Source organism: Bosea beijingensis (genome assembly GCF_030758975.1).
Taxonomy (GTDB): domain Bacteria; phylum Pseudomonadota; class Alphaproteobacteria; order Rhizobiales; family Beijerinckiaceae; genus Allobosea; species Allobosea beijingensis.
Genome location: NZ_CP132359.1, coordinates 2,515,507 through 2,536,231 on the forward strand (window position 1 = coordinate 2,515,507; position 20,725 = coordinate 2,536,231).

General features: G+C 67.1%; 18 protein-coding genes and 1 tRNA gene. 10 read left to right on the plus strand and 9 right to left on the minus strand.

The features are described from left to right. Positions 1-148: 148 nt before the first annotated feature. From Q9235_RS12090 to Q9235_RS12100, 3 genes are read left to right on the plus strand one after another with little or no spacing between them, the layout of a single operon-like run. On the plus strand, positions 149-1,369 hold the full coding sequence (locus tag Q9235_RS12090) for an aspartate aminotransferase family protein (RefSeq protein WP_306227558.1): 1,221 nt from the start codon (positions 149-151) through the stop codon (positions 1,367-1,369). Between the two features lie 44 nt (positions 1,370-1,413). After that, complete coding sequence (gene argF, locus Q9235_RS12095) at positions 1,414-2,334, plus strand: ornithine carbamoyltransferase (RefSeq protein WP_306227559.1); 921 nt, start codon at positions 1,414-1,416, stop codon at positions 2,332-2,334. Next, on the plus strand, positions 2,334-3,338 hold the full coding sequence (locus tag Q9235_RS12100) for an Hsp33 family molecular chaperone (RefSeq protein ID WP_306227560.1): 1,005 nt from the start codon (positions 2,334-2,336) through the stop codon (positions 3,336-3,338). The genes argF and Q9235_RS12100 overlap by 1 nt, the downstream gene beginning before the upstream one ends. A 141-nt stretch (positions 3,339-3,479) precedes the next feature. On the opposite strand, the gene argE is transcribed toward Q9235_RS12100, so the two are convergent. After that, a complete protein-coding gene (gene argE / locus Q9235_RS12105; RefSeq protein WP_422678369.1) occupies positions 3,480-4,613 on the minus strand; it encodes an acetylornithine deacetylase in 1,134 nt (377 codons plus the stop codon). Positions 4,614-4,654: 41 nt separating this feature from the next. Next, on the minus strand, positions 4,655-5,047 hold the full coding sequence (gene apaG / locus Q9235_RS12110; RefSeq protein WP_306227564.1) for a Co2+/Mg2+ efflux protein ApaG: 393 nt from the start codon (positions 5,045-5,047) through the stop codon (positions 4,655-4,657). A 194-nt stretch (positions 5,048-5,241) separates the two neighbouring features. On the opposite strand from apaG, the gene Q9235_RS12115 reads away from it, so the two are divergent. Further along, positions 5,242-6,330 (plus strand): 2'-deoxycytidine 5'-triphosphate deaminase, encoded by a 1,089-nt coding sequence (locus Q9235_RS12115; protein WP_306227567.1) that lies wholly within the window; start codon positions 5,242-5,244, stop codon positions 6,328-6,330. A 115-nt stretch (positions 6,331-6,445) separates the two neighbouring features. Further along, positions 6,446-6,520 (plus strand) — tRNA-Gly (locus Q9235_RS12120). Between the two features lie 16 nt (positions 6,521-6,536). Here Q9235_RS12120 and Q9235_RS12125 read toward each other — a convergent pair. Beyond that, a complete protein-coding gene (locus Q9235_RS12125; protein WP_306227569.1) occupies positions 6,537-6,947 on the minus strand; it encodes a hypothetical protein in 411 nt (136 codons plus the stop codon). Further along, on the minus strand, positions 6,947-8,875 hold the full coding sequence (locus Q9235_RS12130) for a methyl-accepting chemotaxis protein (protein ID WP_306227572.1): 1,929 nt from the start codon (positions 8,873-8,875) through the stop codon (positions 6,947-6,949). Before Q9235_RS12130 ends, Q9235_RS12125 begins: the two co-directional genes overlap by 1 nt. A gap of 310 nt (positions 8,876-9,185) precedes the next feature. On the opposite strand from Q9235_RS12130, the gene Q9235_RS12135 reads away from it, so the two are divergent. From Q9235_RS12135 to Q9235_RS12150, 4 genes are all read left to right on the plus strand, one after another. After that, positions 9,186-10,448, plus strand: coding sequence for a GGDEF domain-containing protein (locus tag Q9235_RS12135; RefSeq protein WP_306227573.1), 1,263 nt, complete (start codon positions 9,186-9,188; stop codon positions 10,446-10,448). 140 nt (positions 10,449-10,588) lie between these two features. Further along, a complete protein-coding gene (locus Q9235_RS12140; protein WP_306227575.1) occupies positions 10,589-11,038 on the plus strand; it encodes a hypothetical protein in 450 nt (149 codons plus the stop codon). Positions 11,039-11,119: 81 nt separating this feature from the next. Further along, positions 11,120-12,133, plus strand: a complete 1,014-nt coding sequence (locus Q9235_RS12145; protein ID WP_306227577.1) for an MraY family glycosyltransferase — start codon at positions 11,120-11,122, stop codon at positions 12,131-12,133. Then, complete coding sequence (locus Q9235_RS12150) at positions 12,126-13,055, plus strand: NAD-dependent epimerase/dehydratase family protein (protein WP_306227578.1); 930 nt, start codon at positions 12,126-12,128, stop codon at positions 13,053-13,055. Before Q9235_RS12145 ends, Q9235_RS12150 begins: the two co-directional genes overlap by 8 nt. On the opposite strand, the gene Q9235_RS12155 is transcribed toward Q9235_RS12150, so the two are convergent. The 3 genes from Q9235_RS12155 to Q9235_RS12165 all read right to left on the minus strand — a co-directional run bounded on the left by Q9235_RS12155 (position 12,979) and on the right by Q9235_RS12165 (position 17,313). Next, the gene (locus tag Q9235_RS12155; RefSeq protein WP_306227581.1) at positions 12,979-14,943 is read right to left on the minus strand and encodes a nucleoside-diphosphate sugar epimerase/dehydratase; all 1,965 of its coding nucleotides are present in this window, start codon (positions 14,941-14,943) and stop codon (positions 12,979-12,981) included. The two genes, Q9235_RS12150 and Q9235_RS12155, sit on opposite strands and share 77 nt — an antisense overlap. Before the next feature lie 114 nt (positions 14,944-15,057). Beyond that, positions 15,058-15,654 (minus strand): TetR/AcrR family transcriptional regulator, encoded by a 597-nt coding sequence (locus Q9235_RS12160; protein ID WP_306227582.1) that lies wholly within the window; start codon positions 15,652-15,654, stop codon positions 15,058-15,060. Between the two features lie 174 nt (positions 15,655-15,828). Further along, a complete protein-coding gene (locus tag Q9235_RS12165) occupies positions 15,829-17,313 on the minus strand; it encodes a cobyric acid synthase (RefSeq protein ID WP_306227584.1) in 1,485 nt (494 codons plus the stop codon). Positions 17,314-17,722: 409 nt separating this feature from the next. Between Q9235_RS12165 and Q9235_RS12170 the strand changes: the two genes are divergently transcribed. Beyond that, the gene (locus Q9235_RS12170) at positions 17,723-18,871 is read left to right on the plus strand and encodes an aminotransferase (protein WP_306227586.1); all 1,149 of its coding nucleotides are present in this window, start codon (positions 17,723-17,725) and stop codon (positions 18,869-18,871) included. An 18-nt stretch (positions 18,872-18,889) separates the two neighbouring features. Here the strand turns inward: Q9235_RS12170 and Q9235_RS12175 are convergent, their stop codons facing one another. Together Q9235_RS12175 and Q9235_RS12180 are read right to left on the minus strand one after the other, a co-directional pair. Then, a complete protein-coding gene (locus tag Q9235_RS12175) occupies positions 18,890-20,212 on the minus strand; it encodes a hypothetical protein (protein ID WP_306227588.1) in 1,323 nt (440 codons plus the stop codon). 138 nt (positions 20,213-20,350) lie between these two features. After that, positions 20,351-20,701 (minus strand): RidA family protein, encoded by a 351-nt coding sequence (locus Q9235_RS12180; RefSeq protein ID WP_306227591.1) that lies wholly within the window; start codon positions 20,699-20,701, stop codon positions 20,351-20,353. Positions 20,702-20,725: the final 24 nt, after the last annotated feature.

Genomic DNA, 20,725 nt, shown 5'->3' on the forward strand with positions numbered 1-20,725 from the left:
CGACGAGAGATCGGGAGCTGGGTGCGACGATAACGTCGTCACCGGGTCTTATCGTGGCTGCATGCCTGCAGCATCCATCCCGGATCGTCGTTCTCCGTTCAGCGCCAATCCGTTTCTCACCCGCCCCCCTCGCGAGGATCTTCGTCTCATGGCTCCCGCCCCTGTTTCCGCCAGCCAGTCCGTGCTCGTCCCGACCTATGCCCGCGCTCCCGTCGCCTTCGAGCGCGGCGAGGGCCCTTGGGCGATCACCGCCGACGGCACCCGCTATCTCGATTTCGGCGCCGGCATCGCGGTCAACGCGCTCGGCCACGCCCATCCGCATCTCGTCAAGACGCTGACCGAGCAGGCCGGCAAGATCTGGCACACCTCGAACCTCTACGGCGCGCCGGATGGCGAGCGGCTGGCCCGCCGGCTCTGCGAGGCGACCTTCGCCGAACGCGTCTTCTTCACCAATTCGGGTGCCGAGGCGAACGAGTGCGCCATCAAGATGGCGCGGAAGTACCATGCCGCGAAGGGCCATCCCGAGCGCTATCGCATCATCACCTTCGAAGGCGCCTTCCACGGCCGGACGCTGGCGACCATCGCCGCCGGCGGCCAGCAGAAATACATCGACGGCTTCGGCCCCAAGGTCGACGGCTTCGACCAGGTGCCCTTCGACGACGAGAAGGCGCTGCGCGCCGCGATCACGCCCGAGACCGCTGCGCTGATGATCGAGCCGATCCAGGGCGAGGGCGGCCTGCGCTCGGTGCCGGCCCGCTTCCTCAAGCTGCTGCGTGATCTCTGCGACGAGCAGGGCCTGATGCTGATCTTCGACGAGATTCAGACCGGCGTCGGCCGCACCGGCAAGTTCTTCGCCCATGAGCAGTACGGCATCTCGCCCGACATCATGTCGATCGCAAAGGGTATCGGCGGCGGCTTCCCGATGGGCGCCTGCCTCGCAACCGAGGAGGCGGCCTCGGGCATGACGCTCGGCACCCATGGCACCACCTTCGGCGGCAACCCGCTCGCCATGGCGGTCGGCAATGCCGTGCTCGACGTCGTGCTGGCGCCCGGCTTCATCGAGCGCGTCGGTCAGATCGCACTGCGGCTGAAGCAGTCGCTGGCCGAGCTTAAGGACAAGCATCCCGAGGTCATCGCCGAGATCCGCGGCGAGGGCCTGATGCTCGGCCTCAAGCTCCACACGCTGAACACCGACTTCGTCAACGAAGCCCGCGCCAACGGCCTGCTCGTCGTTGGTGCCGGCGACAATGTCGTGCGTCTGCTGCCGCCGCTGATCATCACCGAGGCCGATGTCGCCGAAGCCGTGTCGCGTCTCGACAAGGCGGCAAGCGGCATCGAGGCCACGCTGAAGCGCCCGGCCGCCGAATAAGTTCACCCGCAAGACCCACACCAGCGAAGCGTAAGGAAGCGCCCGTGACGCGCCATTTCCTCGATCTCTCCGATTTCTCCGGCAGCGAGCTGCGCGCGATCCTGCGCACGGGCGAGGAGATCAAGGCGCGACGCCGTACCCCCGCCGCAGCCGGCGACCGCCTGCTCGAGGGCAAGGTCGTCGCGACCATCTTCGAGCAGCCGTCCTTGCGCACCCGCGTCTCCTTCGACGTGGGCATCCGCGAGCTCGGCGGCTCACCGATGATGGTCGCCGGCCATGAGATCGAGCTCGGCGAGCGCGAGACCATCGCAGACACGGCCCGCGTGCTCTCGCGCTATGTCGACGCGATCATGATCCGCATCCTCGATCACGACTCGCTGGTCGAGATGGCGAAATACGCGACGGTTCCGGTGATCAACGGCCTGACGAAGCGCCAGCATCCCTGCCAGGTCATGGCCGATGTCATGACCTTCGAGCAGCGCAAGGGCGCAATCGAGGGCAAGCGCATCGCCTGGACCGGCGACACCAACAACGTGCTGACCTCCTGGGTCCATGCCGCCGGCCGGCTCGATTTCGAGTTGGCCGTCGCGACGCCCGAGGAACTGGCGCCGCCGCCGGCCCTGATCGCCTGGGCGAAGAAGCAGGGCGCCAGGATCAAGCTGACCAGCCGGCCCGAGGAAGCGGTCGAGGGCGCCGATTGCGTCATCACCGATTGCTGGGTCTCGATGGGCGACGAGGAAGGCACCCGCCACAACCTGCTGCGGCCCTATCAGGTCGACGACAGGCTGATGGAGCGCGCCGAGAAGGACGCGATCTTCATGCATTGCCTGCCGGCCTCGCGCGGCGAGGAAGTGACGGACGCGATCATGGACGGCCCGCAATCGGCGGTCTTCGACGAGGCCGAGAACCGCCTGCATGCGCAGAAGGGCATTCTTGCCTGGTGCTTCGGCGGAGTCGCGGCCTGATGGCCGTGGACGAGACCATGAGCACCGCCGGGCTCGACGATCGGGTCATCCCCTTCGCCGTGCCCGATCTCGACGTGCGCGGCCGCGTCGTGCGGCTGGGTGCGTCGATCGACACGATCCTCGATCGCCACGGCTATCCCGAGCCCGTCTCGCGCGCGCTCGGGGAGGCTGCGGCGCTCACCGTCCTGCTCGGCACGGCGCTGAAATTCGAGGGCCGCTTCCAGCTCCAGACCAAGAGCGACGGCGCCATCACCATGATGGTCGTCGACTTCAACGCGCCCGACAATTTCCGCGCCGTCGCCCATGTCGACGAGGCCAAGCTCATCGAGGCGATCGCGCTCGACAAGGTCTCGACCGGCGAACTGCTCGGCGAGGGTCATCTCGCCATGACCGTCGACCAGGGTTCGGCCACGACGCGTTACCAGGGCATCGTCGCACTGAACGGCCAAAGCCTCGAAGAGGCTGCGCATCAGTATTTCCGGCAGTCCGAGCAGATCCCGACGCGGGTCCGCCTCGGCGTCGGCACCGTCACGACGGGCGGGCGCCCGCAATGGCGCGCCGGCGGCATCCTCGTGCAGTTCATGCCGCATTCGCCGGACCGTCTGCGCGCGGCCGACATCCATCCCGGCGACGCGCCCGAAGGCCACGAGATTCTCGCCAATGCCGACCCGGACGGCATCGCCGACGATGCCTGGATGGAGGCGCGCTCGCTGGTCGAGACGGTCGAGGATCACGAACTGCTCGATCCGACGCTGGAGAGCGAGCGGCTGCTCTATCGCCTGTTCCACGAGCGTGGTGCCCGCGTCTTCGAGCCGGTCACCGTCCACGAGGCTTGCCGCTGCTCGCGCGAGCGGGTGCTTTCGATGTTGCGCGGTTTCGTGCCGGAAGATCGCAAGGCGATGATCGCCGATGACGGCAAGCTCGGCGTCACCTGCGAATTCTGCTCGCGGCGCTATTCCTTCGATCCGGCCGAGGTCGAGGACGGGCAGGCGGCGGGGCAGTAGGCGTTTTAGCACGCCGCTCCCGTCATGGTCGGGCTTGTCCCGACCATCCACGTCTTCATCGATGCCATGCGGTGTGCAGGACTTGGATGCTCGCCACAAGGGCGAGCATGACGAGCGCGAGATTTCGGCTCGGCGAGTAACTTACCCCGCCTGGCACTCCGCCATCAGCTTGCGCATGAAGGCCTCGCCGGCCGCCAATTGCTCCAGCGTGATGTATTCGTCCGGCTGGTGTGCCTGGTCGATCGAGCCGGGGCCGCAGACAACGGTGGGCAGCCCGGCATGCTGGAAATGCCCGGCCTCGGTGGCATAGGCGACGGCGATCGTGTGATTGCGGCCGGAGAGCCGCATGGCGAGCCGCTCGGCCTCCGAGCCCGGATCGGGCGCCAGCCCCGGCACGTCCGAGGTCATCTGCGTATCGATCGCGGAACTCGGTGCGGTCGTCCGCATCCGCGCCAGCACCTTGTCGGCCGCCTTTGCGAAACGAGCCGGGCCGGCCTCGGGATCGGAGCTCGGCACCGTCCGGATCTCCCAGAGGATCTCGCTGCGATCGGCCAGGATGTTGCGGGCGATGCCGCCATGGAAGGTGCCGATATGGACGGTGTCGTAGGGAGGGTCGAAGCGGCCGCTCGTGTCCGGCCGCTTCTGGGCATCCTCGGCCATCTGGTCGAGCTCGGCGGCGAGCAGCGCGCCGGCATGGACGGCGCTGGCGCCGAGCTGCGGCTTGGAGGAATGGGCGGCAAAACCCTTCACCACGGTCTGGAAAGTCCTGACGCCCTTATGCGCGTCGCAGATGTCGAGCATGGTCGGTTCGCCGACGATGACGGCGCGCGGCCGCGGCAGGGTCTTGCCCATGGCATTGATGCCGTCGACCACGCCGAGGCAGGTCACCTCCTCGTCATAGGACAGGAAGAGATGGATCGGCGTCTTGAGGTTCGCCGCCAGGAAATCCGGCACCAGCGCCAGCCCGAGCGCCAGGAAGGCCTTCATGTCGACGGCGCCACGGCCATAGGCCTTGCCATCCGCGACATGCAGCGTGAACGGATCGCGGCTCCAGGCCTGGCCCGCGACCGGCACGACATCGGTATGGCCGGAGAGGACGACGCCGCCGCGATCCTGCGGGCCGACGGTCGCGAACAGGGCGGCCTTGTCGCCGGTCTCGTTCGGGAAGCGCACGGAGGAGACGCCCCAGCCGGTGAGGTAGTCCTCGACGAAATCGAGCAGGGCCAGGTTGGACTTGTCGCTCACCGTGTCGAAGGCGACGAGGCGGGCGAGCATCTCGAGCGGCGTAAAGCGCTGCCCGGCTGGAGCGGAGGCGGTCAATGCAGAACCTTCTTCACATAGGGGGAATCGAGCGGGAAGAGCGGCACCTCGACATCGAAGATCGTGCCGTTTTCATCCTGCATGGCGTAGAATCCGTGCATCGAGCCGTCAGGCGTCGTCAGCGGGCAGCCCGAAGTGTAGTTGAAGCTCTCGCCCGGCCGCAGCACCGGCTGCTTGCCGACGACGCCCTCGCCGCGGACCTCATGGACCTCGCCGCGCCCGTCGGTGATGAACCAGTGCCGGGTCATCAACTGCACGGTCTGCGTCGAGAGGTTCACGATCTCGATCTGATACGCCCAGAAATAGCGGCCCTGCGCATGCGAGGATTCCGCATCCATGAAACTGGGCGCTGCGGTCACACGCACGCCATGCGTCTGGGCCTGGTACATCGAAGGCTCCGCTTCGGCCGGTCGCGGCTGTGCCGCCGTGATGTGTTATCGGCCAGCCGGCGCCAGCGTCAATGCGGGGATGCGGTGATTCTGGCGTGGACAACCCCTTGGCCCACGCATGCCTCGCATCCGCCATGCTTGGCCTTCACGGCCGCGTTCGCTAGCTATGACCGATTATCCCCTGCGGAACGCGCATGCTGACCTTCAAGCCCGGCATCCAGCCTGACAGCTCCATCCGCGCCTTCATCGAGGCGGGGGCGATCACGCTCGCCAAGCCGCCGGCCGAGGGGCAGATCCAGCCCGCGAGCCTCGACCTGCGCCTGGGCGCGCGGGCCTATCGCGTCCGCGCCTCGTTCCTGCCCGGCCCGGAGCGCACGGTGCGCAGCCGGATCGAGGACCTCTCGCTGCACGAGATCGACCTGACGCAGGGCGCGGTGCTGGAGACCGATTGCGTCTATATCGCCGAGCTGATGGAAGGCCTGCGCCTGCCCAAGGGCCTGCGCGCCGCCGCCAATCCGAAGAGCTCGACCGGCCGCCTCGACGTCTTCACCCGCGTCATCACCGATCGCGCCCGCGAATTCGACCTCGTCGAGGACGGTTATGAAGGCCCGCTCTTCATCGAGATCTCGCCGCGCACCTTCCCGGTGCTGGTCCGCTCCGGCTCGCGTCTCTCGCAGATCCGCTTCCGCGCCGGCGAGACCCGGCTCGACGACCGCGCGCTTGGCGAGGTTCATGCCCGCGAGACATTGGTCAGCGCGGCCGAGCCCTCCTTCCAGGGCGGCGTCGCCGTCAGCGTCGATCTCTCGGGCTTCGACGGCCTGCTCGGCTATCGCGGCAAGCATCACACGGCGCTGATCGATGTCGATCGTGTGGGTGCCTATCGGCCCGCCGATTTCTGGGAGCCGATCCACGACGACGGGTCGGGCAGCATGATCCTCGATCCCGGCCAGTTCTACATCCTCGCCTCCAAGGAGTCTGTGCATGTCCCGCCGGACTATGCCGCCGAGATGACGCCCTTCGATGCGCTCGTCGGCGAGTTCCGCGTCCACTATGCCGGCTTCTTCGACCCCGGCTTCGGCCATCGCGCCGCCGGCGGCCAGGGCGCGCGCGCCGTGCTGGAGGTCCGCTCCCGCGACGTGCCCTTCATCATCGAGGACGGCCAGATCGTCGGCCGCCTCGTTTATGAGAGCATGGCCGCCCGTCCCGAAGCGCTTTACGGCGCCGATCTCAAGTCCAACTACCAGGGCCAGGCCCTGAAGCTCTCCAAGCACTTCAAGGGCTGAGCGGTCACCCGCTCGCGTCTTCCCACAATCACCGGCGATTCCCGGATGACACTTGGGTCCGGACCCGCTATGAACGCGGGCCTGCCGCACGTTGCTTCGCCAGCGTGAAAGGCATGCGGGCGTAGTTCAGTGGTAGAACGTCAGCTTCCCAAGCTGAATGTCGTCGGTTCGATCCCGATCGCCCGCTCCAATTTCCCTTGGAATTTTCAGCTTTTGGGCGCTTTTGGGCCTGTTGGCGCTGGCGCGCGCGCCATGGCCTGTGCCGCCTTCGCCCCGTCGATCACGACCGGCGTCCAGCCGCGTTCGGAGGATTTCAGCCAGTCGGCGATGTGCTCGAAGACGATGCGCTGGAACGGCTGGATCTGCTGTCCGCTCTGTTCGGAGATGGCGATGATTCGGCTGAGCTCGTCGGCGAAATCGCGTCGGATCTCGCTACCCAGGCGGTTCTCCAGATGCTTGAACAGGATGCCGAACAGGCTGATCTGCGCGCTGGCGAGCCCGGCGATGCAGTTGCTGAGGTCCTGATTCACGGCGTTGTCCTCGCAAGTGGGCCGGTTGGTGCCGCTTTGCGGCCCGTCCTCGGTCGAGATGGACATGGGATCGGGCGCGGAGGGCATCAGAACTCCGCCCAGTCGTCGCGGCCGTTCATCGCGCGCAGCACCTTGCGTTGCAGCCTGGCGGGTTCGGTCGCGGGTACGGCTTCAATCGGGGCAGGCCGGCTGAAGGCGCCGCTGTCGGCCTTGCCGCTCAGCCGTTCCAGCGGGATCTGGAAGGAGGTGACGAGGGACTGAAGCCGCTTCGCCGAATTCTCGAGCGTGCCGGCGACGGCCTGGCTCTGCTCGACCATCGTGGCGTTCTGCTGGGTCATCTCGTCGAGATGGGCCACGACCTTGGCGACCTCCTCGATCCCGTTCGCCTGCTCCTGCGAGGCGATCGAGATATCCGCGAGCGCGGTGGAGACCTGCCGCGAGGATTGTACGATCTCGGTCAGCGCGGCGCCGGCATCCTGGACCAGCTTCACGCCGGCCGCGACCTCCGCGGCCGAATCCGTGATCAGCTTCTTGATGTCGTTGGCCGAATCGCTGGAGCGCTGGGCCAGCGCCCGGACTTCCGAGGCGACCACAGCGAAGCCCCGCCCCGCCTCGCCCGCCCGCGCCGCCTCGACGGCTGCGTTCAGGGCCAGCAGGTTGGTCTGGAAGGCGATCGTGTCGATGACGTTGATGATCTCGGCGATGTTGCTCGATGCGCGCTCGATGCGCTCCATCGCCGTGATCGCCGCGCTGACGATATCGCCGCCGCGATTGGCGATGGCATTGGCTTTCTCGCCGAGCATCGTCGCGTCCTGTGCCCGCGCCGCGCTCTGCTTGACGGAAGCCGCGAGCTCCTCGGTCGTGGCCGCCGTCTCCTCCAGCGAGGAGGCCTGTTCCTCGGTCCGCTGCGCGAGGTTGCGGCTGTCTTGGTTGATCGTCGTGGAGCCGGCCGCGAGCGTGCCGGAAATGTCGGCCGTCGTGGTCACGACGTCGCAGAGCGTTTCGATCAGGGCGTTCACGCCTTCGCAGAGATTGCGCAGGTCGCCGTCCTTGCCGGTCATCTCGATGCGCGGATTGAGGTTCTTCTGCTTGGCGGCGGCGACGACCTGTTGGGTCTCGGCGACCGTGAGCTGGAGCGCTTCCTGCTCGCGTCGCCGTGCGGTGATGTCGGAGGCGAATTTCACCACCTTGTACGGCCGCCCGGCCGAATCGAGGATCGGATTATAGGTCGCCTGGATCCAGACCCGGCGCCCTCCCTTGCCGATGCGCAGATACTCTCCCTCGTCGTATTCGCCGCGGCCGAGCTTGGCCCAGAAGCGCTTGTACTCGTCAGATTGATGCTGCTCGGGTGTGATGAAAAGGCGGTGATGCTGGCCCTTGATCTCGTCGAGGCGGTAGCCGACGGCGTTCAGGAAGTTCTCGTTGGCATCGAGGATGGTGCCGTCGAGATTGAATTCGATGACGGCTTGCGATTTGCGGATCGCGGCGATCTGCGCTTCCGAATTGGCGATCTCGGCCTTCTGGGTGGTGATGTCGGTGGCGAACTTGACGATCCTGGTCGGCTTGCCGTCGCGTCCGAGCACCGGCGCGTAGATCGCCTGGAGCCAAAGTGGCGCGCTGTCCTTGCGGACGCGCAGGAACTGGCCCTCCTGCGGCTCTCCCTGGCGCAGCGCGTTCCAGAACGCCTTGTAGGCCGACGCTTCGGCCTCGTCCTTTTGCAGGAAGATGGCGTGGGGGCGGCCGACGATTTCCGCCAGCAGGTAGCCGGTTGCCGTAAGGAAATTTTCGTTAGCGGAGAGAACCTTGCCGGTGATGTCGAACTCGATCACGGCCTGCGATCGATGGATCGCTTCGATCTGCGCGGAAGCGCCGTCCTTGGTGAAGAAATTGAGAGCCATTCCCGTTCCCAGCGCGATGTGACGCAGAGAAGAAAGCTCTACCCAAGTTAAATAACGAACGGAGGCGTCTGCAGGAGCGGTTAAGGGTTTGTTAGCTGCGTTTAACGGCAGGAACAAAATTCATAAACTGGATGCCATTATGGTCTACTTTTTGCGGCGGCCATGCCACTTTCGGTGAATTGGCGTGGATTTTTCTACCAAGGTCTGTTAATGTATTAACGGGTGTTAACAGAACCTTAATGGACTTGGCACAGGTTTGTTGTCGTTTGATAACTGTAAGATACTACGGATTGACCTCATCGGGAGTCTCTATTCTGCCGGATAAGGTGAAATGCTGAGCGCAGCGCTCTGGGAAGACGAAGATTTTGCGCAACTGAAGGTTGAGATTTCAACCTTAAGCAGCAATGTTCCCGCGCCTGTGCGCGCTATGGTCGCAAGCACGGTCAAGCACTTCGCCAGCGAGCTGGTCGACGAGCTCTGGGTGGATCTCGCGCGTCATATCCGGGTCCAGGCCCTGTTCGACAACGAGAGCCTGGCCAGGCGTTTTCGAGGCGCGCTGTTGCAGTGGCTGGTCGAGATCTTCCCGCGGGAGCCGCTTGACCCGACGCTGTTCCTCATGCGCCAGTCCGAGATCGGGTCGACCCATGCTCGCATCCAGATTCCGACCTCGCTGAGCATGCTCGCGGCGCGGGCGTTCAAGCGCGGCATCTACAACAATCTCAAGCATACCCGGCTGTCGCGCGACGAATTCGCCCAGGCCGCGCTCTATGTCTCAGGTGTCGTCGATATCGCGACGGCGGCGATCACCGCCGCCCATATCAGCGGGCTCGACCGCAACCTGCGTGCGGAGGAAGCGCTTCGACAGGTCTCGATCGACCACGATTTCCGTGCCGAGCGGGAAAAGCAGAAGGCGTCGCTCGCTGAATGGGCGCAGGCCGTCTTTTTCGGTTCCCATATCGTCGGCGAGGCCGATGGCGTCCTGCCGCTCAGCCGCTCCGAATTCGGTTTGTGGTTTTCCCATCGGGCGAACCTGCTGTTCGGCCGGACCGCGGAATATGCCTCGATCGCCCGGCTCGTCGATCACGCCGACACCCATATCCGGCAACTGCGCGACGGTGGGGCTGCGTCGCGCAGCCAGGAGCATCTGCGCGAGATCCGGCAGATCGTCGGCCAGATCAACAACCTCCTGAGTGTCCAGTTCAGCCATTCCTTCGACATGGGCAGCGCCAGGGACCCGCTGTCGCGGCTGCTGAATCGGCGGTTCCTCAGGGCCGCGATCTCCCGCGAGATCGCGCTGCGCCGGCGGACGAGCCGTGCGTTCTCGATGATCATGCTCGAGATCTCGCAGTTCGAGACCCTGCGGGCTCGCCTCGGCGAGGCAGGTGCCGATACGGTCGTCCAGCAGACGGCCGCGATGCTGCTCAACGCCGTGCGCTCGAGCGACACCGTCTTCAGCATGGGCCGGGAGACCTTCCTGATCATCCGGGTCGGGACGGATGGCAGGGAAGCGGCGGTCTTCGCCCGCAGCATCGTCGAAAGCTATGCGGCGACGCATTTCTCGATCGACGGCCAGACCGTCCTGAAGAACACGCTGAATGTCGGCGTCATCGAATATGACGGCCATCCCGATCCGCGCCGCCTCGTCGACCAGGTCGCCAACGCCTTGCGCAACGAGAAGGTCGGCAAGTGAAGTATCCTTTGAAGCGCCCTCGCGACGCGATTCGTCCGTCCGGATCTTGACCCGCCCCGCAATCCCGCTCCCTCGCGGGATCGAATCCGCGTCTCGCGGGTTGATCCGCTACGCCGCCGATGTGGCGCAAGGAGCAGGATATGATGACGATCAGGCAGACAACCACCACCATCGCCGCCGTTCTGATGCTGGCTGCGCCGGCCATGGCCCAGCAGCGCTCGCTCGGCCCCTCGACCGGCACCGTTCGCCTCGAGCAGGTCCAGGCCGGCTTCATCGCCTCGGGCGAGGCTGGGGGCGGGACCTTGCGCTACCAGGGTCGCTCCTACCCGATCACGGTCGGCGGGCTCGGCATCGGCTCGATCGGCGCTTCACGCTCGGTCGCCTCCGGCACGGTCTACGGGCTGCGCCGCGTCTCCGACTTCGCGGGCCCCTATGTCCAGCTCAAGGAGGGCTGGGCCGTCGGTGCCGCGGGCCGTGGCACCACCTGGCTGCGCAACGACAAGGGCGTGACGCTCAGGCTCGCCACCCGCCGCCAGGGGCTTCAGCTCCAGCTCGGCGCCGACGGCGTGCTGATCGGTTTCCGGAACTAGGCCGGGACGCTTTGGGCGCATCAAGCAGTAGCCTCTAGGCTTTTGCGCCGCCTCGACTATGGTGCGGGCACTTTGGAAAGCGTGCTCCGCCCCCTGACGATCTGTGCTGCCGCCGCCGTTCTGGCGGCGGTGCTGTGCGTGGCCCTGCGCCCGCTCCTGTTGCGCTATGCGCTCGCGCGGCCGAATGCCCGGTCCAGCCACAAAATTCCGACCCCGCAGGGCGGCGGCATCGCCGTTCTCGCGGGCGCCTTCCTCGCGCTCGGCGCATCGCTTTGGCTCGCCCCGGTCGAGGGCGAGGCGGCACGTGCCGTGCTGGTGCTCGCGCTTGCGGTGACAGGGCTCGGCATCGTCGGCGCCTGGGATGACATCCGGCCCTTGCCGGCGAGCGTCAGGCTCGTGCTTCAGGCAGCCTGCGTCGGTTTCGTGCTGTTTCGCGCCGCACCGGAATTGCGCCTGTTTCCCGAATTGCTGCCGCTCTCGGTCGAACGCGCCCTCGCGCTCTTTGCAGGGGTCTGGTTCGTCAACCTCGTCAATTTCATGGACGGGCTCGACTGGATCACGGTCGCCGGCATGGTGCCGCTGGCGGCGGCTCTGGCGCTCGCCGGGATGAGCGGCACGATCGACCCGGTGACGGGCTGGCTCGCGGCCGCGCTTGGCGGCGGCCTTCTTGGCTTCGCACCATTCAACCGGCCGGTCGCGCGACTCTTCCTCGGCGATGTCGGCTCGCTGCCGATCGGGCTGGTCACCGCCTATCTGCTCTACCGTCTGGCCGGCACCGGCGCCTTCGCCGCGGCGCTGATCCTGCCGCTCTACCACATCGCCGACGCGACGATCACGCTGCTGCGTCGCCTCGCCCGTGGCGAGAAGGTCTGGGAGGCGCATCGCTCGCATTTCTACCAGCAGGCGACGACGAACGGCTTCAGCGTGCTCGCCGTGGTCGGCCGCGTCGCCCTGCTCAATCTCGCGCTTGCCGTGATCGCGGGCATTTCGCTGGCCTGGCCGGCGCTCCCGGTCCAGTTCGTCTGCCTGGCCGCTGCCGCCTTGCTCACCGGCTTCCTCCTGCACCGCTTCGCGACCGGCCCCCGGCATGGCTGACCAGCGCGTCCTCGTCACCGGCGCGAGCGGCTTCGTCGGGCCGCATGTCGTCGCGGCTTTGCTTGAGGCCGGCTACGTCCCGCGCCTCGCCCTGCGCAATCCCCGGCCCGTCCCTGCCGGAGCGGAGAGCGTGGAGACCGGTGATCTGTCAGGCCCCGTCGACTGGCGCCCTGCTCTGGAGGGCGTCGACCATGTCGTGCATATGGCCGGCCTCGCCCATGCCGGGCCGGGGCTCGACGAGGCGCTCTACCGGCGGATCAACACCGAGGCGACGCTGGAGCTCGCACGCGCCGCCGAAAAGGCGGGCATACGGCGCTTCGTATACCTGTCCTCGATCAAGGCGCTGACCGGCGTCTTCGACGGCCCGCCGCTGACCGAGGATAGCCCGCCGGCGCCCGGCGATCCCTATGGCCGCTCCAAGCTCGCGGCCGAACAGGGCCTCGCCGCGCGCGACCTCGACTGGGTCGCACTGCGTCCGGTCCTGATCTACGGGCCGGGCGTGAAGGCCAATATGGCCGCCTTGCTCAAGCTGGCGCGCCTGCCGCTGCCGCTGCCGCTGGGCGGATTGAAGGCACCGCGCTCGCTGCTCGCCGTCGAGAATCTGGCCAGCGCCATCCTGTTCGCGCTGACGCCCGCCTGTCCGGTGCGGCAGAGCTACACCCTCTCCGATCCCGAGCCGATCAGCGTTGCCGATATGCTGGCTGCGATGCGCGCCGGGCTCGGCCGCGGTCCCGGCCTGCTGCCGGTGCCGGAGGCGTGGCTGCGCCGACTGGCGGGCCTCGCCGGCCGCGAGGAGACCTTCCTGAAGCTGGCGGGGAGTGTCGTCGCCCGGCCGGAGCGTCTGCTCAGGGCTGGCTGGCGGCCGCAGGTTGAGACGAAGGCGGCGCTGGCGCGTCTGGCCGCTTCGAGTCGCGCCGGCTGAAATCCGGGATCGCCTCGTCGAGCACGGCCTTGGCCGCTGTCTCGTCATTGGCCTTCACGGCCGCAGCCAGCCGCGCCAGCCAGGCTTCGATCCGGACGCGGCCGGCGAAGATCGGCTTGGCCGCCATCACGCCGTCGAGCCCGGTTTCGGCCATCGGCTCGTCATGGGCGAACAGGATTTCGTGCAGGCGCTCGCCCGGCCTGACGCCGGAGACGACAATCTCGATATCCTCGCCGGGCTCGAAGCCGGCGAGGCGGACCATCCGCTCGGCCAGATCCATGATCCGCATCGGCTGGCCCATCTTGAGCACATAGACGGCGGCGCGATCGGCTTCCGCTTCCCCGGCGCGGGCATGGGAGGCGGCGGTCAGCACGAGGTCGCAAGCCTCGCGGATCGTCATGAAATAGCGGATCATATCGGGGCTGGTGACCGTGACCGGTCCGCCGCGGGCGATCTGCGCCTTGAATTTCGGCACCACCGAGCCGGCCGAGCCCAGCACGTTGCCGAAGCGCACCGCGACGAGACGGATGCCGGAATCGGCGGCCACCAGCTCGGCATCGCGCGACTGCGCATAGATCTCGGCGAAGCGCTTGGTCGCGCCCAGCATCGAGACGGGCTCGATCGCCTTGTCGGTCGAGATCATCACGAAGGTCCGGGCACCGGCCGCGACGGCGGCGTCCATGACGTTCACCGAGCCGAAGATATTGGTCTTGATACCCTCGCTCCAGTCCGCCTCCAGATAGGGGACGTGCTTGAGCGCGGCGGCGTGGACGACGATGTCGGGCTTGAAGCCGGCGAAGAGCGGCATGACGCGCTCGCGGTCGCGCACATCGGCCAGTACGCCGGAGACGGCGGTGTCCGGTGCCTGAACGGAGAGTTGCTCGCTGATCTGGAACAGGGCCGGTTCCGAGCTTTCGACGATGAGCAGTTCGGCCGCGCCGAAGGCGGCGCAGCGCAGGCAGATCTCGGAGCCGATCGAGCCACCGCCGCCGGTGACGATGACGCGCTTGCCCTTCAGGAACGTGCCCAGCCGGTAGCGGTCGATCGTGACGGTCGAGCGTACCAGCAGGTCCTCGATCTCGAGCGGCGCGACTTCGGTGTCGCGCACGCCTTCGCCCAAGCTATCGATGCGCGAGATCGGCAAAGCAAGCTTGCGCGTGCGGGCCAGCCATTTCTCCGGCTGCGCTTCCGGCACGAGGGCGGCCGGCGTGGCGACGATGCGGCGATAGGCTTCGCCGCGCTCGATCGCTTCGCCGGCGACGCGTTCGAGATCGCTGAGCAGGCCGAGCACCGGCACGCCGCGGATCGACTGGCCGAGATCGTCGGGGCGCGGCGACAGGATGCCGGCAGGCCGCAGGCGCCGCATCGTGCCGGCTTCCATGGCGCGGATCACCATTTCGACCTCGACGCCTCGTCCGAGCAGTAGCGTCGGCAGGCTCGCCTCGCGCACGGCGCTGGTCCGCGAACGCGCATATTTGAAGTAGCGATAGGCCAGCCGCGGGCCACCGAGCAGGGAGACCTGCACGAGCCAGTACAGGGCGATCGAGATCTTGCCGAAATAGAAGGCGCCGTAGAAATTCGGCGCGACCAGCACGTAGTCGACGGCGAGCAGCGAGACCGTCAGGACGGAGACCGCCTTGACGATGTTCGAGAGGTCCGGCAGCGAGGCGAAGCGCCATTTCGAGCGGTACAGCGAGAACAGCCAGTAGATCAGCCCGGCATAGGCGACGAAGAAGGGCAGGAAGCGCGGGAGGTAACGCAGGTGCTCGGTGAGCTGCGCCCCCTCGAACCGCACGACGAAGACGAGCCAGATCGCCAGCGCCGTGACCGCGAGGTCATGCAGGACGACGGCGAGCTTCTTGAGGTTCTGTTTCGGGAGGGCGGCCATGTAAGGGCGGTATCCCGCTCCCTCGGCGGCTTGTCAACGCGGTGGGGGCATCTGTCCGAAAGGCGGAGCGCGGTTTTCGGGAAGGCCGATGCCGGTCAAAATCTGGAGGATCGCTCAGCGGGTTTGCGGCCGGGCTTCCAGCGCGCTTAGCACGAAGGCGATCATCTCGTCCGGCGTCGGGCCGGGGATGCACTCGCATTGCGTAATCAATAGCGGGTGCATGAAGCGGATCATCGCGGTGCGGATGCAGCCGGTGGCATGGGCCGGTTCCATCGGCCGGAATTCGCCGCGGGCGATACCGTCCGCGACCACGCGGCGCAGCACGACGTCGAAGCGCTCGATATGGGCGATGATCGCGTCCCAGCTCTCCTCCATCGCGGCGCAGACCATCTCCTGCATGCGGGCGTGGCCGGCGAAGCGGGCGGCGTTCAGGCGATAGGACGTCGCGAGGATGTCGCGCAGGCGCTCGGCGGCGGAGCGGTCTTCATCGGCGATGGCGGCGATCGCCTCTTCCTGCTCGCGCTTGTAGCGCTCGAGCACGGCCTCGTTGATCGACTTCTTGGAATCGAAGAAGCGATAGACGTTGGCGGGGCTCATCCGCAGGGATTTGGCGATGTCCGCCACGGTCGTCTTCTGGTACCCGATATCGCGGAAGAAGCGCTCGGCGGTGTCGACGATGGTCTGCCTGGTATCGCGTTCGGGATTGCTCACGGCGTCGTCGGCTGGGTTGTTTCAAACGAAAAGCGGTGAAGAATTGATCATTATGACGAATTTCGTCATTCGTCAACATTATGGCGAATAAAGACTTTTGCCTTGATGTGCATCAATCTCCGGCTGGAGTCCTGCTGAAGGAACGGATCGGGGCGTGCGAGGTTCCCGGCCGGCTCAAACCGCGGAATGGCGGTCCCTCGCGAGATTGAGCAGGGTTTTCGTATCGAAATGATCGTTCAAATGCATGGCGAGCCGATCCAGGGTCGCCTCGACCGCATCCTCATAATGCAGGCCTGACGGCTCGTGCCGCTGGCGATCGACGGCTCCGAGCCAGGCGCCGCGCACTGCGTCCGAAGCAAAGGCGCCATGCAGGTAGCTGCCGGCGACCCGGCCGTCCGGGCTCGCGGCGCCTTCCGGCTGACCTTCAACGCGGAACGGAGCACGGATCGTGTCGAGGCCCTCGGTCCGGCCGAGATGGATTTCGTAGGCACGGCCTTCGGCCGCGCTGCCGGCATCGACGAAAGTGACCTCGCGCACGGTCTTGTCGGCATCGAGCGTGGTTTCGACATCGAGCAGGCCGAGCCCCGGCGCCTCTCCCGGCGGCCCTTCCAGCCCGAGCGGGTCGCGCACCACCCGGCCGAGCATCTGGTAGCCGCCGCAGAGCCCGAGAACGCGGCCGCCGCGGCGGCGATGGGCGAGGATGTCGATATCCCAGCCTTCCCGGCGCAGGGCCGCGAGGTCGCGCAGCGTCGTCTTGGAGCCCGGCAGGATAACGAGATCGGCATCGCCCGGCAGCGGCTGCCCCAGCCCGATCATGGCGAGGTCGACATCCGCCTCCAGCTTGAGCGGGTCGAGATCGTCGAAATTGGCGATGCCCGGCAGCACCGGCACGGCGATCCTGATCCGGGCTCCGGCTTTACGCCCCGAGCGGATGTCCAGCCCGTCCTCGGCCGGCAGGCGCACCGCGTCGGCAAACCAGGGCACGACGCCGAGGCAGGGCCAGCCGGTTGTCTCGGCGATGGTCGCGACGCCGGGCGCGAACAGCTCGACGGCGCCCCTGAACCGGTTGATCGCGAAGGCGCGGATCATCGCCCGGTCTTCCCTGTCGAGCACTGCGTGAGTGCCGACGAGGCTCGCAATCACGCCGCCGCGGTCGATATCGCCGATCAGCACGGCGGGAACGTTGGCGGCGCGGGCGAAGCCGAGATTGGCGATGTCGCGGGCACGCAGGTTGGTTTCGGCCGGCGATCCCGCGCCTTCGACGAGGACGAGATCGGCGCCCTCGCCCAGCCGGGTAAAGCTGTCGAGCACCTGCGGCAGAAAATCGCCGCGCCGGGCGAAATCACGCGAGGCGAGGCGCCCGGCGACGCGGCCCTGCAGGATGATCTGGCTGCCCTGCTCGCCCTCCGGCTTGAGCAGGACGGGGTTCATGTCGGGATGCGGTTCGACACGGGCGGCGCGGGCCTGGAGCGCCTGCGCCCGGCCGATCTCGCCGGCGCTGGTCGCGGCGGCATTGTTCGACATGTTCTGCGGCTTGAACGGCCGCACCTTCAGCCCGCGATTCGCGAAAAGCCGGCATAGCCCGGCGACGATCAGCGACTTCCCGACATTGGAGCCGGTGCCGAGGATCATGATCGCGGGAACGGGGGAGCGGGCCATGCGCCTGCTTAGAGCCTGCCGGATTGCGAGGGAAGCGCGCCGCCCGCGCCGTCATTGCTTCGCTATGATGGCGATGACGGACAGATTCCGCAGACTCCAGATCGGAGCGGCAATCTTCATGCAAGGGGGATGGAAGAATCTGGCGCGGATTTCGCGCGTCGGGGGCGGCACCCTCCTGACAAGGTTCGCCGGTCCTCTGCGGCATCCTGCTGCGCCAAAGGGGCGAAGTCGCAACGGGCGTCCGCCGAGGACCGGCTGAGACTCAATAGACACTGATTGATGACGAATGTCAACATTCATCATTCGCTATTTCTTGCTCCGTCTGAAGATCGCTTTTCCATCGGGTGCGCGCCCCGGTCCGGCATGCTAAAGCCACGGTTCCCGCCTTTGCCGAGCCGATCCGACCGCGATGAATCCGATCCTCTCCGCCCTTCCCACCACCGTCTTCGAGGTGATGTCGCAGCTCGCGCGCGAGACCGGCGCGGTCAATCTCGGCCAGGGCTTCCCGGATGATCCCGGCCCGCTCGACGTCCGCCAGAAGGCTGCCGCGGCGGTCATCGACGGCTGGAACCAGTATCCGCCGATGATGGGGCTGCCCGAGCTGCGCGAGGCCGCGGCGAAGCATTACAAGCACTGGCAGGGGCTCGATCTCGATCCGAACAGCGAGATCATGGTGACCTCGGGCGCGACCGAAGCCATTGCGGGCGCGCTGATGGCCCTGATCACGCCGGGCGACGAGGTCGTGCTGTTCGAGCCGATGTACGACGCCTATTTGCCGCTGGTGCGGCGCGCCGGCGGCATTCCGAAATTCGTGACGCTGACCCCGCCGCATTTCAGCCTGACCGAGGAGGCGCTGGCAAAGGCTTTCTCGCCGAAGACGAAGGTCGTGCTGTTCAACAATCCACTCAATCCGACGGCGACGATCTTCGGCAGGGCCGATCTCGACCTGCTCGCCGATTTCTGCGTCCGTCACGACGCGATCGCGATCTGCGACGAGGTCTGGGAGCATGTCGTCTTCGACGGACATCGCCACGCTTCGGTGCTCGGACGGCCCGACATGCGCGAGCGCACCGTCAAGATCTCGTCCGCCGGCAAGATCTTCTCGTTGACCGGCTGGAAGGTCGGGCTCGTCATGGCGGCGCCGGCGATCATGCGCGTGCTGTCCAAGGCGCACCAGTTTCTCACCTTCACCACCCCGCCGAACCTGCAGGCCGCGGTCGCCTATGGCCTTGGCAAGGATGACGGCTATTACGAGGGCATGCGCGCCGATTTCCAGCGCTCGCGTGATCGTTTCGCGGCAGGCCTGCGCGATCTCGGTTTCGCCGTGCTGCCGAGCGCCGGGACCTATTTCCTCAATGTCGACATCGCCCCGCTCGGCGAGAGCGACGATGTCGATTTCTGCCGCCGGCTGGTGACCGAGAATGGTGTCGCCGCGATTCCCGTCAGCGCCTTCTATGCCGAGAGGGCGGTGAAGAACGTCGTCCGCTTCTGCTTCGCCAAGCGCGATGCGACGCTCGATGCGGCGCTGGAGCGGCTGGCGGCGCGTCGCCCGCGCTGACGCTCCGCGCCGAATGTTTCAGCCGGCGATCAGCTTGGCGGCTGTTGCGCCGGCGGCTCCGAGCCGCTTCTGCATGTCGGTAGCGACAGCACCGCCATTCGGCGCCTGCTTGGCGGCTTCGGTCGCCGCCATCAACTGGGCGAGCGCCTGCTGCGCCAGCGTCTTGTCCTTGCTGCGCCGCGCGAGCTGAAGCATCGCCTCGGCCTGGTTAGCCCGCGTCTGCGCCCAGAGCAGCGGGGCGCGCTCCTGGCGATACTCCTCCAGTGCGGCGGCGAAGGCTGCAATGGCTTCCTCGATCACGACGGGCTCGCTGTAGCGCTCGCCCATGGCGGCGAGGACGCCGCCCATCTGGTCCTGAAGCTCGGCCCAGCGCATCGGATCGCGGCTGCGGTCGATCGCCTGGGAGACACGGTTGAGCCCGTTGAAGGCCCGTTCGAGCAGGGCCAGATCGCTGCGGCGCCGGCCGAGCGTGGCACGCGCACGCGAGATCATGTGCTCCGCCTCGAGCCAGCGGGCCTCGTCGTCGCTGCGCTTCCAGACAGCGAGCGCCGTGGCATAGGTCGCCACCGCCTCTTCGAGCAGGTTGTCGTCCTTCTGGGACACCCCGAGATTCACCGCGAGCTTGCCGAAGCGCAGCTTCAGGGCGCGCCAGAGGGCGGGCGCCTCGTCATGGCGCAGATCCTCCAGCCCGGCCCGGCAATGGGCGAGAGCTTCGTCGAGCAGCTTGCTGTCGCCGCTGAGCCCGGCGAGTTTGTCGAGCGAGGCGGCCAATGCCTCCTGGGCTGCGGCAAAAGCGACGGTATCCGCCAGGCTGTCTAGCCCTTCCAGCAACCGGCGCAGCGCCGGGATGGCGGCTTCATAACCTTCGCGGCCGCCGAAATCGTCGCTGATCCGGGCCAGGGCTTTCGCCTGGTCGAGGGCAGCGTCCCTGCTGCGGTCGACATCGGCGAGGCCGATCAGGGCGGAGGCCTCGCCATGGCGGGCGGCGGCCTCGCGATAGGCCTCGGCCGTGGTGCGCAGGAAGCTGATGGCCGCGCGGTCGGCGCGGTTCTCGCCGATCAGCAGCCGGCTTTCGGGCGGAAGGGCGGACAGGTCGGTCAGGCCGCCGATGGCGTGCAATTCGGCCTGTGCGAGGCTCTTGTCGGCCTCGGCGAAGCGCCCGGCGGCGATCGCGCCTGCCGCTTCGCTGCGTAGCTTCTGGACCTCCGCGCCGCCCAGGGGCGCCGCGAGGCGCTTCGCCAGCGCGAGGAAGTCGTTGGCCTTGCGGTCGAGCAGGGTTTCGCCCGGCAAGGCGGAACCGGGGCGGCGCAGCCAATCGGCGATCATTGCCGCCAGAGCCATCGGCGGTAGGCCGCGGCGTCCGGCGACGCGCGCCAGGAGCGGAGCGATCTGGTCGGTCTGGCTGATGGTCGCCTCCCGCTCCGGTCCGGTGATAGGGATCGCCGCGCGTCGGTTTTGACGAGCGGCGATCCGGGGTGATTACTTCGCGGCGATGACCGCGATCTCGACGGTGTACTGCGGCGCGGCGAGCTTGGCCTCGACCGTGGCGCGGCCTGGCGTGGCCCCGGCGACGACCCACTTGTCCCAGACCGCGTTCATCTCGGCGAAGGTCGAGATGTCGGAAAGCCAGATGTTGACCATCAGCAGCTTCGTCTTGTCGGTGCCGGCTTCGGCCAGGATGCCGTCGATGATGCCGAGGATGTCGGCGGTCTGCTCGCCGACGCTCTTGCCGGCGGCGTTGGCCGCGACCTGGCCGGCCAGATAGACGGTGTTGCCATGCACGACGGCCTTGGACATACGCGGGCCGACGCCGATACGCTGAATGCTCATAGTCAAATCTCCTTGGACGGACAT